Annotated in this window: 11 protein-coding genes and 1 pseudogene; 8 read left to right on the forward strand and 4 right to left on the reverse strand. The window is 70.5% G+C overall.

Annotated features, from left to right (window positions below; translation table 11 throughout):
• Nucleotides 1-3 precede the first annotated feature (3 nt).
• Together A5702_RS23445 and A5702_RS23450 are read left to right on the forward strand one after the other, a co-directional pair.
• Nucleotides 4-360 (forward strand): hypothetical protein, encoded by a 357-nt coding sequence (locus A5702_RS23445; protein WP_369808506.1) that lies wholly within the window; start codon nucleotides 4-6, stop codon nucleotides 358-360.
• A 68-nt stretch (nucleotides 361-428) separates the two neighbouring features.
• The gene (locus A5702_RS23450) at nucleotides 429-1,715 is read left to right on the forward strand and encodes a hypothetical protein (protein WP_369817970.1); all 1,287 of its coding nucleotides are present in this window, start codon (nucleotides 429-431) and stop codon (nucleotides 1,713-1,715) included.
• On the opposite strand, the gene A5702_RS23455 is transcribed toward A5702_RS23450, so the two are convergent.
• From A5702_RS23455 to A5702_RS23470, 4 genes are read right to left on the reverse strand one after another with little or no spacing between them, the layout of a single operon-like run.
• A complete protein-coding gene (locus A5702_RS23455; RefSeq protein ID WP_068224257.1) occupies nucleotides 1,712-2,221 on the reverse strand; it encodes a 2'-5' RNA ligase family protein in 510 nt (169 codons plus the stop codon). The two genes, A5702_RS23450 and A5702_RS23455, sit on opposite strands and share 4 nt — an antisense overlap.
• The gene (bioD, locus tag A5702_RS23460) at nucleotides 2,221-2,901 is read right to left on the reverse strand and encodes a dethiobiotin synthase (RefSeq protein ID WP_068224261.1); all 681 of its coding nucleotides are present in this window, start codon (nucleotides 2,899-2,901) and stop codon (nucleotides 2,221-2,223) included. The genes A5702_RS23455 and bioD overlap by 1 nt, the downstream gene beginning before the upstream one ends.
• Nucleotides 2,898-4,046 (reverse strand): 8-amino-7-oxononanoate synthase, encoded by a 1,149-nt coding sequence (locus tag A5702_RS23465; protein ID WP_068224264.1) that lies wholly within the window; start codon nucleotides 4,044-4,046, stop codon nucleotides 2,898-2,900. Before A5702_RS23465 ends, bioD begins: the two co-directional genes overlap by 4 nt.
• 4 nt (nucleotides 4,047-4,050) lie before the next feature.
• Nucleotides 4,051-5,367 carry an adenosylmethionine--8-amino-7-oxononanoate transaminase gene (locus tag A5702_RS23470; protein WP_068224267.1) on the reverse strand — a complete coding sequence of 439 codons (1,317 nt, stop codon included), beginning with the start codon at nucleotides 5,365-5,367 and terminating at the stop codon, nucleotides 4,051-4,053.
• Between the two features lie 62 nt (nucleotides 5,368-5,429).
• On the opposite strand from A5702_RS23470, the gene A5702_RS23475 reads away from it, so the two are divergent.
• The 6 genes and pseudogenes from A5702_RS23475 to treZ all read left to right on the forward strand — a co-directional run bounded on the left by A5702_RS23475 (nucleotide 5,430) and on the right by treZ (nucleotide 15,558).
• Entirely contained in the window at nucleotides 5,430-5,864 is a 435-nt protein-coding gene (locus A5702_RS23475) for a hypothetical protein (RefSeq protein ID WP_068224270.1), read from the forward strand.
• Nucleotides 5,865-6,183: 319 nt separating this feature from the next.
• A pseudogene (gene ripD / locus A5702_RS23480) lies at nucleotides 6,184-6,864 on the forward strand (NlpC/P60 family peptidoglycan-binding protein RipD); the annotation flags it as partial.
• A 283-nt stretch (nucleotides 6,865-7,147) separates the two neighbouring features.
• Nucleotides 7,148-9,301, forward strand: a complete 2,154-nt coding sequence (locus A5702_RS23485; RefSeq protein ID WP_068224277.1) for an acyltransferase family protein — start codon at nucleotides 7,148-7,150, stop codon at nucleotides 9,299-9,301.
• A gap of 34 nt (nucleotides 9,302-9,335) precedes the next feature.
• Nucleotides 9,336-11,528: a glycogen debranching protein GlgX gene (glgX, locus tag A5702_RS23490; RefSeq protein WP_055405860.1), complete on the forward strand. Its 2,193-nt coding sequence runs from the start codon at nucleotides 9,336-9,338 to the stop codon at nucleotides 11,526-11,528.
• 3 nt (nucleotides 11,529-11,531) lie between these two features.
• Nucleotides 11,532-13,832 carry a malto-oligosyltrehalose synthase gene (gene treY / locus A5702_RS23495; protein ID WP_068224280.1) on the forward strand — a complete coding sequence of 767 codons (2,301 nt, stop codon included), beginning with the start codon at nucleotides 11,532-11,534 and terminating at the stop codon, nucleotides 13,830-13,832.
• A complete protein-coding gene (gene treZ / locus A5702_RS23500) occupies nucleotides 13,825-15,558 on the forward strand; it encodes a malto-oligosyltrehalose trehalohydrolase (RefSeq protein WP_067814885.1) in 1,734 nt (577 codons plus the stop codon). Before treY ends, treZ begins: the two co-directional genes overlap by 8 nt.
• Nucleotides 15,559-15,562 lie beyond the last annotated feature (4 nt).

Genomic DNA, 15,562 nt, shown 5'->3' on the forward strand with positions numbered 1-15,562 from the left:
GGAATGCGTAGCGCCCTGGCCGCGGCGTGGGTGGCGATCCTGGCGTGGGCGCTGATCGGCTGTGGCGGTTCGCAGCAGCAGGCCCCGGCCGCGGGCCCGACGGTCGACGTCACGATCGCCAAGGGGCAGGTGACGCCCACCAACGCCACGCTGCAGGCCAAGGTGCACCAGCAGATCACCCTGCGCGTGACCAGTGACGCCGCCGACGAACTGCACGTGCACTCGACGCCCGACCACAAGTTCCCGGTGGCCGCGGCGCCCAACCAAACCTTCCAGTTCGCCGTCGACGTACCCGGCAACGTCGAGGTGGAGCTGCACCACCTCGACCGCACGATCGCGACCATCCAAGTCCAACCGTGAGCGCGGGCGGCGCGACCGCGGTACTCGCGCACGGGCTCGGCGGATCCGGCGACCTTCCGGTGCCGTACATGTACGCGATGGTCGGCGCGGCGTGGGCGCTGACGTTCACCTTCGCGCTGGTCGCCTTCGCGTGGCGGCGGCCGCGGTTCGATCCGGGCAAGCCGGGCCGCCCGCTGCCTTCGGCGGTCACCGCCGTCGTCGACGCCCGGGCGACGCGGTGGACGGCCGCCACGCTGGGTCTGGTGTTCGCGGCGTGGGCGGTGGCGGCCGGGGTGTGGGGTCCGCGATCGGAGACCAACGCCCTGCTCGGCGCGTTCTACGTGCTGCTGTGGGTCGGGCTGGTGGCGCTGTCGCTGCTGTTCGGGCCCGTCTGGCGGGTTCTCTCGCCGATGCGGACGGTGTACCTGCTGCTGTGCCGCGCCACGCCCGAGCGCCTGCACTCGCCGCGGTTGTCCTATCCCGAGGGCTGGGGCTACCGCCCGGCCGCGCTGGGCCTGTTCGCGTTCGTCTGGATGGAATTGGCCAGCCCGAACCCGGCATCGCTGCCGTGGGTGCGGGCGTGGCTGGCCGGGTACGCCGTGGTCATGCTGGTGGGCGCCTGGTTGTGCGGCCAGCGCTGGCTGGCCCGCGCCGACCCGTTCGGGGTGTACAGCATGGCGGTGTCGCGCCTGTCGCCGTTTCGCCGCAACCCCGAAACCGGGCGCATCGTCGTCGGGAACCCCCTCGACCATCTGCCGTCGCTGCCCGTGCGCCCCGGCGTGGTCATGGTGCTCGCGGTGCTGCTCGGGTCCACGGCGTTCGACAGTTTCTCGGCGTCGCCGACATGGCGCGGCTTCGCCGACAAGGCCTCCCGCGGCATCGGCCTGGCGCCGGCGGCGTCGTCGTCGCTGCTGCGGACGCTCGGGCTGATCGTCTTCATTTCGGTTGTCGCCGTGACCTTTTCGCTTGCCGCGCGCGCGACGGGCGGCGTCGACTCCGAGCGGCGCCGCGCGCTGCCGGGCCAGCTGGCGCATTCCCTGATCCCGATCGTGGTGGGCTACATCTTCGCCCACTACCTGACCTACCTCGTCGAGCGCGGGCAACAGGCCGTGATCGCGCTGGCCGATCCGTTCGGCCGCGGCTGGGGCGGGCTGGCGCACCAGCAGGTGGCCTACGTGCTGTCCACCCATCCGCCGGTCCTGGCCGGGATCAAGGTGGCCTGCGTGGTGACCGGCCACATCCTCGCGGTGATCGCCGCCCACGACAAGGCCCTGCGGCTGCTGCCGAGCGGCCATCAGCTCACCGGGCAGTTGACGATGATGCTGGTCATGGTGGGCTACACCTTCACCGGGCTGTACCTGCTGTTCGGCGGCTAGCCGATCAGGTGGTCGGTCTTCTTCTCCCCGTTCCAGTGCCGCAGGGCGGCGAAGCTGCCCTCGATGAGCGGGGGGCGCCCCGCGATGCGCAGCGCGCGGCTCAGCGCCGGTCCGCCGACGCGGCGGGCCAGCGTGACGTGCGGCGTCCACTGGCCGGGCAGGCTGGTGGGCGCCGGCGCGGGGGCCAGGTGCTCCCCTGCCAGCCGGTGTACCTCGGCATGGAACTCGAGCAGCACGGCGCTCGGCACGACGAGCCGGGCCAGGATCGCGTTGGAGCGCCCGAGCAGCAACGACGCGCCGACCCCGCAGCCCACCGGCAACCGCTCGATCAGCGGGCGCAGCGCGGCGTCGGCCTCGTCGGCGATGCGGTCGGCCACCGCGAGCGTGACGTGTGGCCGCCCGGCCGGCGCCTGGCTGGGAATCCCGGCGTCGGCCAGGGCGTCCCACAGCCCGCGGATGGTCGCCTCGGTCTCGCCGTCGAAGAGCAGCTCGATGGAATGCACCATCAGCGGACCAGCGCGGTGACCCAGTCGCGGTCGAACGCCGCGGCGCTCATGTCCGCGAACTGTGCGGCGCCCATCGATCCGGCGCCCGCCGGCAACGCGGCCCGCACCGCACCCAGCCGGGCCAGGGCGGAGCGATTCGACGTTTCCACCGGCCCGGGGTTGCCCGGCCAGCTCCCTATCACCAATCCTGCGCACGAAACATTGCGCGCGGCAAGCGCTTCCAGAGTGAGCGCGGTGTGGTTGAGGGTGCCCAGTTCCGCACTGACCGCGACCAGCGCCGCGGCCCCCAGCTGGACGGCAAGGTCGCGCAGGGTGACACCCGCGGCGGTGAGCTCGACCAGCAGCCCGCCGGCGCCCTCGACCAGCGTCAGCCGCCCCGGGCGGTCCAGGCCGGCCACCAGCCGCAGCAACTCGTCGCCGGTCGGCAGGGCCGCGCCCGCCTGCTCGGCCGCGGCGGCCGGCGCGAGGGGCTGCGGGTAGCGGGCCAGCCCGGCCAGTTGGGTGACGCCGGACAGCCGGGCGACCTCGGCCAGGTCGTCGTCACCGGAGGCGGTGCCGGTCTGGACCGGCTTGCACACCGCCACGTCGACGCCGGCCCGGCGGGCGTGACAGGCCAGGGCGGCGGTGACGACGGTCTTGCCGACCCCGGTGCCGGTCCCCGTGATGACCAGGACGGTCAAGGGCGCGCCACAGCGAGCACGTCGGCGAGCACCCGCCGGGCGATGTCGAGTTCGGCCGCGTCCAGCGACGCGCGCGCGGTCAGCCGCAACCGCGACGTCCCGGCGGGCACCGTCGGGGGCCGGAAGCAGCCCACCTTCACGCCGGCGTCCAGGCAGGCGGTCGCGGCGGCCAGCGCCACCTCCGGGTCCCCCAGGATCACCGATACCACCGCCGACTGCGGGGTCTCGGGGACGTCGCAGACGTCGGCCAGGACGCGGGCGTGCCGCAGCACGGCCTCGGGTCGCCACGGTTCGGCCCGCAGCACGTTCAGCGCGGACCGCGCGGCGCCCACCGCCGCGGGCGCCAGGCCGGTGTCGAAGATGAACGTCCGCGCCGCGTCGATGAGGTGCGCCCGCACCGCCGCCGGCCCGAGCACCACGCCGCCCTGGCTGCCCAGCGCCTTGGACAGCGTCGTGGTCATCACCACGTCGGGGGCGCCCGCCAGCCCGAGCTCGTGCAGCAGCCCGCGCCCGGCGCCGCGCACGCCCAGGCCGTGTGCCTCGTCGACGAGCAGCAGCGCGCGGTGGCGGCGGCACACCTCGTGCAGCTCGCGCAGCGGCGCCAGGGCGCCGTCGGCGCTGAAGACCGACTCGGTGATGACGACGGCGCGCTCCTCGTCGCGTCCGGCGAGGGCCGCCTCCACGGCGTCGACGTCGCGGTGTCCGGTGACGGCCACGCGGGCCCGCGACAGCCGGCAGGCGTCGACCAGGGACGCGTGCGAGAGCGCGTCGGACACCAGTAGCGAACCCCGGCCGGACAGGCCGACGACCGCGCCGAGGTTGGCCGCGTAGCCCGACGAGAACAGCAATCCCGAAGCGGCGCCGACGTATTCGGCGAGCTCGGACTCGAATTGCTGGTGCAGTTCGGTGTCGCCGGTGACCAGCCGCGAGCCGGTGGCCCCGGCGCCCCACATGCGCAGCGCCGCGATGCCGCCGTCGATCACGTCGGGGTGCTGGGACAGGCCGAGGTAGTCGTTGGACGCCAGGTCGAGCTCGGTCGCCACGGCGGGGCGCGGCCGCAGCGAGCGACGCAGCCCGGCCTCGCGGCGCTGGCGCTCCACCGCCTCCAGCCAGGCCAGCGGGGAAGTCTCGATCGGTGCCCTCATCGCCCTAAAGACTACGAGAGCCGGCGAGCCGGGCCACCTCGACCATCGCCGAGGTGATCTGGGCGATCTCGGCGGCCGGGCAGATGTAGGGCGGCATCGCGTAGACGAGGTTGCGGAACGGACGCAGCCAGACGCCGCGATCCAGCGCGGCCGGGGTTGCGACGGCCAGGTCGACCGGGCGGTCGCACTCGATGACGCCGATCGCCCCGCGCACCCGCACGTCGGTCACGCCGGGCAGCGCCCGGGCGGGTTCGAGCCCGGCGGCCAGCCCGGCGGCGATCTCGCCGACCCGCGCGCGCCAGTCCTGGCCCAGCAGCAGCTCGACGCTGGCCACGGAGACCGCGCAGGCGAGCGGGTTGGCCATGAAGGTGGGGCCGTGCATCAGCGCGCCGGCCTCGCCGGCGCTGATGGTGTGCGCGATGTCGGTGGTGCACAGCGTGGCCGCGAGCGTGACGTACCCGCCGGTCAGCGCCTTGCCGACGCACATGATGTCCGGGCTCACCCCGGCGTGGTCGGCCGCGAACAGCTCGCCGGTGCGGCCGAAGCCGGTGGCGATCTCGTCGAAGATGAGCAGCACGCCGTGCCGGCGGCAGAACTCGCGCAGGTCGCGCAGGTAGCGGGGGTCGTGGAAGCGCATCCCGCCCGCGCCCTGCACGACGGGCTCGACGACGACGGCGGCCAGCTCGTCGGCGTGCGCCGCCAGTTGTTGTTCGAACGCCGCGCTGTAGGCGGGGTCATAGTCGCGCGGCACCTGCGGGGCGAACACCTGGCGGGCCAGGATGTCGGTCCACAGGGAGTGCATGCCGCCGTCGGGGTCGCAGACGCTCATCGGGGTGAAGGTGTCCCCGTGGTAGCCGCCCCGCCAGGTCATCAGCCGGTGCTTGGCGGGCCGGCCGCGGCTGCGCCAGTACTGCAGCGCCATCTTGACGGCGACCTCGACCGACACCGACCCCGAGTCGCTGAAGAACACCGTGTCCAGGCCCGGCGGGGTGATCTGCACCAGCAGCTGCGCCAGCCGCGCGGCCGGTTCGTGGGTGAGCCCACCGAACATGACGTGGTTCATCGTGGCCAGCTGGGCGGTCAGCGCCGCGTCCAGGGCCGGGTGGCCGTGTCCGTGGATGGCCGTCCACCAGGAGCTCATCGCGTCGAGCGCGTCGATCGGCTCGCCGTCCCGGATCAGGGTCAGCCGGGCGCCCCGGGCGGCGACCGCCACCACCGGTGCGACGGCCTCGCGACCGATTGTGCTGTAGGGGTGCCAGACGTGCGCAGCGTCGATCACGCTGATCTGCTCGGGCGTCAACCCGGCCCTCGCCGCAGGCATAGTGATCGAGGGTAAAGCAGCCGAGTCGCACAAATTCCGGCCATCGGGGAGCATGGGAGCCGATGGCTACGCCGCATCCGCCGGGCAATCCCGCCGCGGACACCGATTCCCCGCTGGTCGACTACGACGACGAAGCCCCGCGGGTCATGCGGGTGCGGCTGGCCGCGTGGGACGTCGTCTGCACGGTCGCCCTGTTGGCCCTGCTCATCGTCCTGGCCACCGCGACGACCTGGCCCACCCGGCTGTTCGGCTTCCTCGAGCACGTGTGCGCCGACGAGACCTGCGGGCCGGTGCCGTTCGGGGTCGACTACTACATCCGCCCGGTGGTGTGGGGCGGCATCGGCGCGGCGATCGCCGCCGCCGTCGTCGGCCCGCTCGTTTCCATCTTGAAGGGCTGGTTCATGTCCTTCTGGCCAGTGCTGGCCCTCACGCTGCTCATGGTCAGCTCCGTCGCCGGCTCGATCCTGACGACCTTTAGCGAACGCTATTGGATGTAGGCGCACCGCCGCCGCGGCCCGGGCCTCGCCGCTTTCACTGAGACCCAAATCACAACGGCGCATACGGAATTGGGTCACCCAGTCACCGTCCGGTCACGGTACGACAAAAAATCCCCCGGCGGCCTGGCGGCTAATAACTTCTGTTGTCAGAGTGGCTTTAGTGACTGATGTGAAACAGGGGCTTTGACCCGCTGTCACATCCGCAAGCGTCATGCAGCGGCGTCGGCCCCAACGTGGGGGTCCCGCCCGGGTCATGAACAGGCGGCCCAGGCGTGAAGTCACCGCGCCGAGGCCCGTGAGCCCCTGAGAGGCCAGAACAATGAAACGCATCTACGCCTTCGCGATCGGTTTGGCGATGCTCGCGGCGCCGGTGGCGGCTCCGCTGATCGCGTCCGCCGACCCGGGCACCCGGCCGATGGACTACCAGCAGGCCACCGACGTGGTGATCGCGCGCGGGCTCTCCCAGCGCGGCGTGCCGTTCTCCTGGGCCGGCGGCGGCATCAACGGGCCCACCCGGGGCACCGGGACGGGCATCAACACCGTCGGGTTCGACGCCTCCGGCCTGATGCAGTACGCCTACGCCGGCGCCGGCATCAAGCTGCCGCGTTCGTCCGGGGCGATCTACCGCGTCGGCCAGAAAATCCTGCCCCAGCAGGCGCGCAAGGGCGACCTGATCTTCTACGGGCCCGAGGGCACGCAGAGCGTGGCGATGTACCTGGGCAACAACCAGATGCTCGAGGTCGGCGACGTCGTGCAGGTCTCGCCGGTGCGCGCCAACGGCATGACGCCGTACATGGTCCGCGTCCTCGGCGCCGACTCGGCGCCGGTCCAGGCGCTGCCGCAGCAGGTCCCGGCGCAGCTGCCGGCGCAGCAAGCCCCGCTGCAACAGCCCCCGCTCCAGCAACTGCCCGCCGCGCAGGCGCCCACCGCGCAGGCCCCGCTGCAGCAAGCGCCCGTGCAGCAGCCGGCGACGCCGCAGGCACCGGTGCAGCAGGCGCCGCTGCAGCAGCAGTCCGCGCTGGCCCCGCTGCAGCAAGCGCCGGTGCAGCAGGCCCCGGTGCAGCAGGTCCCGGCGCCGCAGGCGCCGCTGTGGCAGCCGCCGATCCAGCAAGCGCCGGTGCAGCGGGCCCCGGTGCAGCTGCTGCCGCCCCAGCAATCTCCGTTCTTGCCCCCGGCCGCCGGCACCACCCGGTAAATTCCCGGCGCCGCCCGGGACTCCCTAACGCCGCCACCTGCTCCTAATCGGGAGCGGGTGGCGGTTTTCGGTAAATTAACTGGTAACCATGCCGACCCTGTCACCGCCTTGCACACCGGTCGCGACCGCGGAACCGGTCGCGAAGGGAGCGCGTGGCGAGGGGTTCTACCGCTACGACCTCGACGGCCTGCGGGGCATCGCGATCGCCTTGGTCGCGGTGTTCCATATCTGGTTCGGCCGGGTCTCCGGCGGGGTCGACGTGTTCCTGGCGCTGTCGGGATTCTTCTTCGGCGGCAAGATCATTCGCGCGGCGCTGAACCCGGCGGTCACCCTGTCGCCGGTGGCGGAGCTCACCCGGCTCGTCCGCCGCCTGGTCCCCGCCCTGGTCGTGGTGCTGGCGGGCTGCGCCGTCCTGACGATCCTGGTGCAGCCGGAGACCCGCTGGGAGACGTTCGCGGACCAGAGCCTCGCCAGCCTCGGCTACTACCAGAACTGGGAGCTGGCCAACACCGCGTCGGACTACCTGCGCGCGGGTGAATCCGTCAGCCCGCTGCAGCACATCTGGTCGATGTCGGTGCAGGGCCAGTTCTACGTCGGCTTCCTGCTGGTGATCGCGGGGTGCGCGTACCTGTTCCGGCGCCCGTTGGGCAAGCACCTGCGCACCTTGTTCCTGGTGCTGCTGACCGCGCTGACGGTGGCCTCGTTCGTCTACGCGATCGTGGCGCATCAGGACGACCAGGCCGCCGCCTACTACAACAGCTTCGCGCGCGGCTGGGAGCTGCTGCTCGGCGCGCTGGTCGGTGCGCTCGTGCCGGCCATCCGGTGGCCGATGTGGGTACGCACGGTGGTGGCCACCGTCGCGCTGGCCGCGATCGTGTCATGCGGGGCGCTGATCGACGGCGTGAATGAGTTTCCGGGCCCGTGGGCGCTGGTCCCCGTCGGGGCCACCATGCTGATGATCCTCGCCGGGGCCAACCTGCGGGGCGCCCCCGCCGGCGGCCGGTTACCGCTGCCGAACCGGCTGCTGGCGGCCCCGCCGCTGGTGGCGCTGGGCGCCATGGCGTACTCGCTGTACCTGTGGCACTGGCCGCTGCTGATCTTCTGGCTGTCGTTCACCGGACACCGGCACGCCGGCTTCGTCGAGGGCGCGGCGGTGCTACTGGTCTCGGGCCTGCTGGCGCACCTGACCACCCGGCTCGTCGAGGATCCCCTGCGGTACCGCACGGCCGGGCGGTCACCGGCGCCCGCGCCCGCGTGGCTGGCGCGCCTGCCCCGGCCCACGGTGGCGCTGGGCACCGCCATCGTGCTGCTCGGGGTCACGCTGACCGCCACGTCGTTCACCTGGCGTCAGCACGTCACGGTGCTGCGGGCCGCGGGCAAGGAACTCAGCGTGCTCAATCCGCAGGACTACCCCGGGGCGCGCGCCCTGACCGAACGGCTGCGGGTGCCAGCGTTGCCGATGCGGCCCAGCGTCCTGGAGGTCAAGGAGGACCTGCCGACCTCCACCCGCGACGGTTGCATCAGCGACTTCGTCAACCCGGCGGTGGTGGTGTGCACCTACGGCGACGTCGCCGCCGAACGCACCATCGCGCTGGCGGGCGGCTCGCACGCCGAACACTGGCTGCCCGCGCTGGAGCTGCTGGGCAGGATGCACCACTTCAAGGTCGTGACATACCTCAAGATGGGCTGCCCGCTGTCCACCGAGGAAGTCCCGTTGATCATGGGCAACAACGCCGCCTACCCGCAGTGCCGGCAGTGGGTGGAACAGACCATGGCGAAGGTCATCGCCGACCGCCCCGATTACGTGTTCACCACGACCACGCGGCCGTGGAACATCAAGTCCGGCGACGTGATGCCGGCCACCTACATCGGAATCTGGCAACGCTTCTCCGACAACAACATTCCGATCCTCGGCATGCGCGACACCCCATGGCTGGTGAAGAACGGCCAGCCATTCGACCCGGCGGACTGCCTGGCCAAGAAGCAAGGCAATCCCCAGTCGTGCGCGATCAAGCGATCCGACGTGTTGTCCGACCGCAATCAGACGCTGGACTTCGTCACCCAGTTCCCGCTGCTGAAGGTCCTCGACATGTCGGACGCGATCTGCCGTGCCGACGTGTGCCGCCCCGTCGAAGGAAACGTGCTGATCTACCACGGAGCCCATCACCTCACCCCCACGTACGTGCGGACCATGGTGGGCGAATTGGGCCGCCAGATCGCGGCCAATACCGGTTGGTGGTGACGCGCCCCGCGCCGCCGAGCGCGGATAAGGTCAGATGGTGCCGACCAACGATCACGCTTCAGAAACAGGCGTAGCTGGCAACCAACAGCCGAGACTGGCCACCGTCTGGCCGGGCAACCCCTACCCGCTGGGCGCCTCCTATGACGGCGCGGGGACCAACTTCTCGTTGTTCTCCGAGATAGCCGAGAAGGTCGAGTTGTGTCTGATCGACGACGCGGGGGGCCAGACGCGGATTCCCCTCGATGAGGTCGACGGCTTTGTCTGGCATGCCTATCTGCCCAACATCACCCCGGGCCAGCGCTACGGCTTCCGCGTGTACGGGCCGTTCGACCCGGCCGCCGGCCACCGGTGCGACCCGAGCAAGCTGCTGCTCGACCCGTACGGCAAGGCCTTTCACGGCGACTTCACCTTCGGCCAGGCGTTGTTCTCCTACGACCTGAAGGCCGTCGGCCCCGACGGCGACAACGCCGACCCCGGGACGCCGCCGATGGTCGACTCGCTGGGCCACACCATGACCAGCGTGGTGAGCAATCCCTTCTTCGACTGGGGCTCGGACCGGTCGCCGCTCACCCCGTACCACGAGACGGTGATCTACGAGGCCCACGTGAAGGGCATGACCCGGACCCACCCGGGCATCCCCGAGGAACTCCGCGGCACCTACGCCGGCCTGGCCCATCCCTTGGTCATCGATCATCTCAAATCGCTGAACGTCACGGCGATCGAGCTCATGCCGGTGCACCAGTTCATGCACGATTCGCGACTTCTCGACCTGGGCTTGCGAAACTACTGGGGTTACAACACATTCGGTTTCTTCGCCCCGCACAATCAGTACGCGGCCAACCGCAAGGCGAGCGTCCAAGAGTTCAAGTGGATGGTGCGCACCTTTCATGAGGCCGGCATCGAGGTCATCCTCGATGTGGTCTACAACCACACCGCAGAAGGCAACCACCTCGGTCCGACGATCAACTTCCGCGGCATCGACAACGCCGCGTACTACCGACTGGTGGACACCGACCTGCGGCTCTACAAGGACTACACCGGTACCGGCAACAGCCTCAACGCCCGCCACCCGCACGTGCTGCAGCTGATCATGGACTCGCTGCGCTACTGGGTGACCGAGATGCACGTCGACGGGTTCCGATTCGACCTGGCCGCCACGCTGGCCCGCGAGCTGCACGACGTCGACCGGCTGAGCGCCTTTTTCGACCTGGTGCAGCAGGATCCGATCGTCAGCCAGGTGAAATTGATCGCCGAGCCGTGGGACGTGGGCGAGGGCGGCTATCAAGTCGGCAATTTCCCGGGTTTGTGGACGGAGTGGAACGGGAAGTATCGCGATACTGTGCGTGACTACTGGCGGGGCGAGCCCGCAACCCTGGGCGAATTCGCTTCCCGGCTGACCGGGTCGTCGGACCTGTATGAGGCGACCGGCCGGCGTCCCAGCGCCAGCATCAACTTCGTCACCGCCCACGACGGGTTCACGCTGAATGACCTGGTTTCCTACAACGAAAAGCACAACCTGGCCAACGGCGAGGACAACCGGGACGGCGAAAGCCACAACCGCTCGTGGAACTGCGGCGTCGAGGGACCGACCGACGACCCGGAGATCATGGCGCTGCGCCGGCGCCAGATGCGCAACTTCTGGGCGACCCTGATGCTTAGCCAGGGCACGCCGATGATCGCGCACGGCGACGAGCTGGGCCGCACCCAGAACGGCAACAACAACGTGTACTGCCAGGACTCCGAATTGTCTTGGATGGATTGGTCATTGGTTGACAAGAATGCCGACCTGCTGGCCTTCGCGCGCAAGGTCACCGCGCTGCGCAAAAACCATCCGGTGTTCCGCCGGCGCCGGTTCTTCGAGGGCGAGCCGATCCGAACCGGCGAAGAGGTCCGCGACATCGCCTGGCTGAACCCGAGCAGCCGGGAGATGACGCACGAGGACTGGGGCGAAAGCATTCACAAGTGTGTGGCGGTGTTCCTCAACGGCGAGGCCATCACCGCACCCAACGCACGCGGTGAACGGGTGGTCGACGACTCATTCCTGTTGTGCTTCAACGCCGGTGAGGAACCGGTTGAGTTCGTGATGCCGAACGACGACTATGCGCAGGAGTGGACCGTGGAACTGGACACCAATCACCCGGCGGGTGACGCCGACCAGCAGGTGAACGCCGAAGAGAAGGTCTCGCTGCCCGGGCGCTCCCTTCTGGTCTTACGTAAGACCATGTGACGCATGCCTTTTCCGATACTCTCGACCTACCGGTTGCAGCTGCGCGGTGAGGCCAGCGGGTTCGCGTTCACCTTCGCCGACGCCGAAAACCTGCTGGACTACCTGGACGAACTCGGGGTCTCCCACGTTTACCTATCCCCGATCATGACCGCGGCCACCGGCTCCAACCACGGCTACGACGTCACCGACCCCACCACGGTCTCCCCCGAACTCGGCGGCCGCGACGGGTTGGCCCGGCTCTCGGCGGCCGCGCGCGAACGGGGCATCGGGCTGATCGTCGACATCGTGCCCAATCACGTCGGAGTCGACCAGCCCCAACAGAACGCCTGGTGGTGGGACGTCCTGCGGCATGGCCGATCGTCGCAGTACGCAACGTATTTCGACATCGACTGGGAGCTCGACGAGGACGGCCGCATCGTGTTGCCGATCCTGGGTTCCGACGACGACGCCGCCGATCTCAAGGTCGACGGCGACCTGCTGCGGCTGGGCGACCTCGCGCTGCCCATCGCCCCCGGCACCGGCGAAGGCTCCGGACCGGAGGTGCACGACCGCCAGCACTACCGGCTGGTGGGCTGGCGCAACGGCGTGTGCGGCTACCGGCGCTTCTTCTCGATCACCTCCCTGGCCGGGCTGCGCCAGGAGGACCGCGCCGTGTTCGACGCCACCCACGCCGAGGTCGCCCGCTGGGCGGCCGACGGGCTCGTCGACGGCGTGCGCATCGACCACCCGGACGGCTTGTCGGATCCCTGCGGCTACCTGGCGTGGTTGCGGGAATCGGTTGGCCCGCAGACCTGGATCGTCATCGAGAAGATCCTCGCGGTCGACGAGGCGCTCGAACCCACGCTGCCCATCGGGGGCACCACCGGCTACGACGTGCTCCGCGAGATCGGCGGTGTCTTCGTCGACCCGAACGGCGCACCGGCGCTGACCGCGCTCGTGGAGTCGGCGGGAGTGGACTACGCCGCGACCCCGAAGATGTTGGCGGAATTGAAGATCCGCGCGACGACCGACACGCTGGCAAGCGAACTGCGCCGGCTGCGCCGCAGCATCGTCGCGGCCGCCGGAACCGATCACCCGCAACTGCCGGAAGCGGTGGCCGCGCTGCTCACCCACATCGGTGTGTACCGCAGCGACTACCCCGGCCTGGCGGCGGTCATGCCCACCGCACTGGCCGAAACGCAAACGCAGTCACCGGAATTGGGGCCCGCCCTGCAGGTGCTCGCCGCGGCGTTGGCCCGCGGCGGCGAACCGGCAACCCGGCTGCAGCAGCTCTGCGGTGCCGTCACCGCCAAGTCGGTGGAGGACTGCTACTTCTACCGCGACGCGCGGCTGGTGTCGCTCAACGAGGTGGGCGGCGAACCGCACCGTTTCGGTGTCGGCGCGGCCGAGTTCCACCACAGCTCCGCGGCCCGCGCCCGGCTGTGGCCGCACACGATGACGACGCTGACCACCCACGACACCAAACGCGGCGAGGACGTCCGGGCCCGGATCGGGGTGCTCTCCCAGGTCCCGTCGCTGTGGACGGAGTTCCTCGCCCGCTGGGAGGTCGCCGCACCGTCCCCCGACCCCGCGACCGGACAGTTCCTGTGGCAGAACATCTTCGGCGTGTGGCCGGTCAGCGGCGAAATCACCGACGAGCTGCGCGAGCGGCTGCACGCCTACGCCGAGAAGGCCATCCGGGAGGCGGCCTGGCACACCTCGTGGAACGAGCCGAACACCGAGTTCGAGGACGCGGTGCACAGGTGGCTGGACGGCGTGTTCGACGGCCCGCTGGCCGGCCAGCTGACCGAGTTGGTCGGCCAGCTCAATCCGCACGCCGCCAGTGACGCCCTGGGCCAGAAGCTGCTCGCGCTGACCGTTCCCGGGATACCGGACGTCTACCAAGGCACCGAGCTGTGGGACGACAGCCTGGTCGACCCGGACAACCGCAGGGCCGTCGACTACGCCGCCCGGCGCGCCGCGCTGAAGGCGCTCGAGCATCCCAAGATCCGGGTCGTCACCACGGCGCTGCAGGTGCGACGCGCCCACCCGGACAGCTTCCTGCGCGGCGACTACGTCCCCGTGCTGGCCAACGGCGACGCCGGCGATCACGTGCTGGCCTTCCGCCGGGGCTCCGACGTCGTGGTCGCGGTGACCCGGTGGACCGTGCGCCTGACCGAAAGCGGCTGGGGCAACACCGTTCTGGCGTTGCCCGAGGGCACCTGGAAGGACGCGCTCAGCGGGGTCATCGCGGACGGGCCGACGGCGGCGGCCCAGTTGTTCGCCGAGCTGCCCGTCGCGCTGCTGGAGCGCCATCATGACTGAATTCCGGGTGTGGGCGCCCAAACCGGAGTCGGTTCGGCTCGACGTCGAGGGCGGCGTGTACCCGATGACCCGCTCCGACGACGGCTGGTGGCACGCGTCCGTCGACGCCGCCCCGGACGCCCGCTACGGCTTCCTGCTCGACGACGACCCGACCGTGCTGCCCGACCCGCGCTCCGCCCGCCAGCCCGACGGCGTGCACGCCCGCTCCCAGCTGTGGGACCCGGCAGGCGCGACTTGGACCGACGGCGACTGGAAGGGCCGGCCGGTCGAGGGCGCGGTGATCTACGAGATGCACCTGGGCACCTTCACCAGCGCCGGCACCTTCGACGCCGCCATCGAGAAGCTGGACTACCTGGTGGACCTGGGCGTCGACTTCGTCGAGCTGATGCCGGTGAATTCCTTTGCCGGAACGCATGGCTGGGGCTACGACGGGGTGCTGTGGTACAGCGTGCACGAACCCTACGGCGGCCCCGACGGCCTGGTCGCCTTCGTCGACGCCTGCCACGCGCGCGGGCTGGGCGTGTTGATCGACGCGGTGTTCAACCACCTCGGACCGTCGGGCAATTACCTGCCCAAGTTCGGGCCCTACCTGTCGTCGGCCAGCAACCCGTGGGGCGAGGGCATCAACATCGCCGACGCCTATTCCGACGAGGTGCGCCGCTACATCATCGGCTGCGCGCTGCGCTGGATGCGCGACTTTCACGCCGACGGGCTGCGACTGGACGCGGTGCACGCGCTGGTGGATACCACCGCCATCCACATCCTCGAGGAGCTTGCGACCGAAACGGATTGGCTTGCACAGCAATTGGGGCGCCCGCTGTCGCTGATCGCCGAGAGCGATCTCAACGACCCGCGGCTGATCAGCCCGCGGGACCGCGGCGGCTACGGCCTGACGGCGCAATGGGCCGACGACATCCACCACGCCATCCATACGGCGGTGTCCGGCGAACGCCAGGGCTACTACGCCGATTTCGGCAGCCTGGCCACCCTGGCCCAGACCCTGCGCCACGGCTACTTTCACGCCGCCACCTATTCGTCGTTCCGGCACCGCCGGCACGGCCGGCCGTTGGACACCACCGAGTTCTCGGGAATCCCGGGCACCCGCCTGGTCGCGTACACCTGCACCCATGACCAGGTGGGTAACCGTGCCCTCGGTGACCGCCCGTCGCAGAACCTGACCGGCGGACAGCTGGCGATCAAGGCCGCGCTGGCGCTCGGGACGCCCTTCACCGCAATGCTTTTCATGGGCGAGGAGTACGGGGCGTCCACGCCGTTTCAGTTCTTCAGCTCCCACCCGGAGCCGGAGCTGGCCCAGGCCACCGCCCAGGGGCGCAAGGCCGAGTTCGCCGAACACGGCTGGGACGCCGACGACATCCCCGACCCGCAGGACCCGCAGACGTTTGCGCGCTCGAAACTCGATTGGGACGAGGTCGACGCCGGCGAACACGGCCGGCTGCACCGGTTCTACCGCGACCTGATCGCGCTGCGCCACGGCGACCCCGACCTGGCCGACCCCTGGCTGGAGCGGCTCGCGGTCGACTACGACGAGGAACAGCGCTGGATCAGCGTGTCCCGCGGCGGGCTGCGCATCGTGTGCAACCTCGGCGCCGAACCGGTTCGGGTGCCCGTCGCCGGAGACGTGATCCTGGCGTGGGGCGAGCCCGCGGTCGAGGCCGACGGCGCGGTGCTGGAAGGCCAGTCGGTCGCCATCCTGCGCTGTGGATAACGGT

The organism is Mycobacterium sp. E3339 (genome assembly GCF_001666915.1).
Taxonomy (GTDB): domain Bacteria; phylum Actinomycetota; class Actinomycetes; order Mycobacteriales; family Mycobacteriaceae; genus Mycobacterium.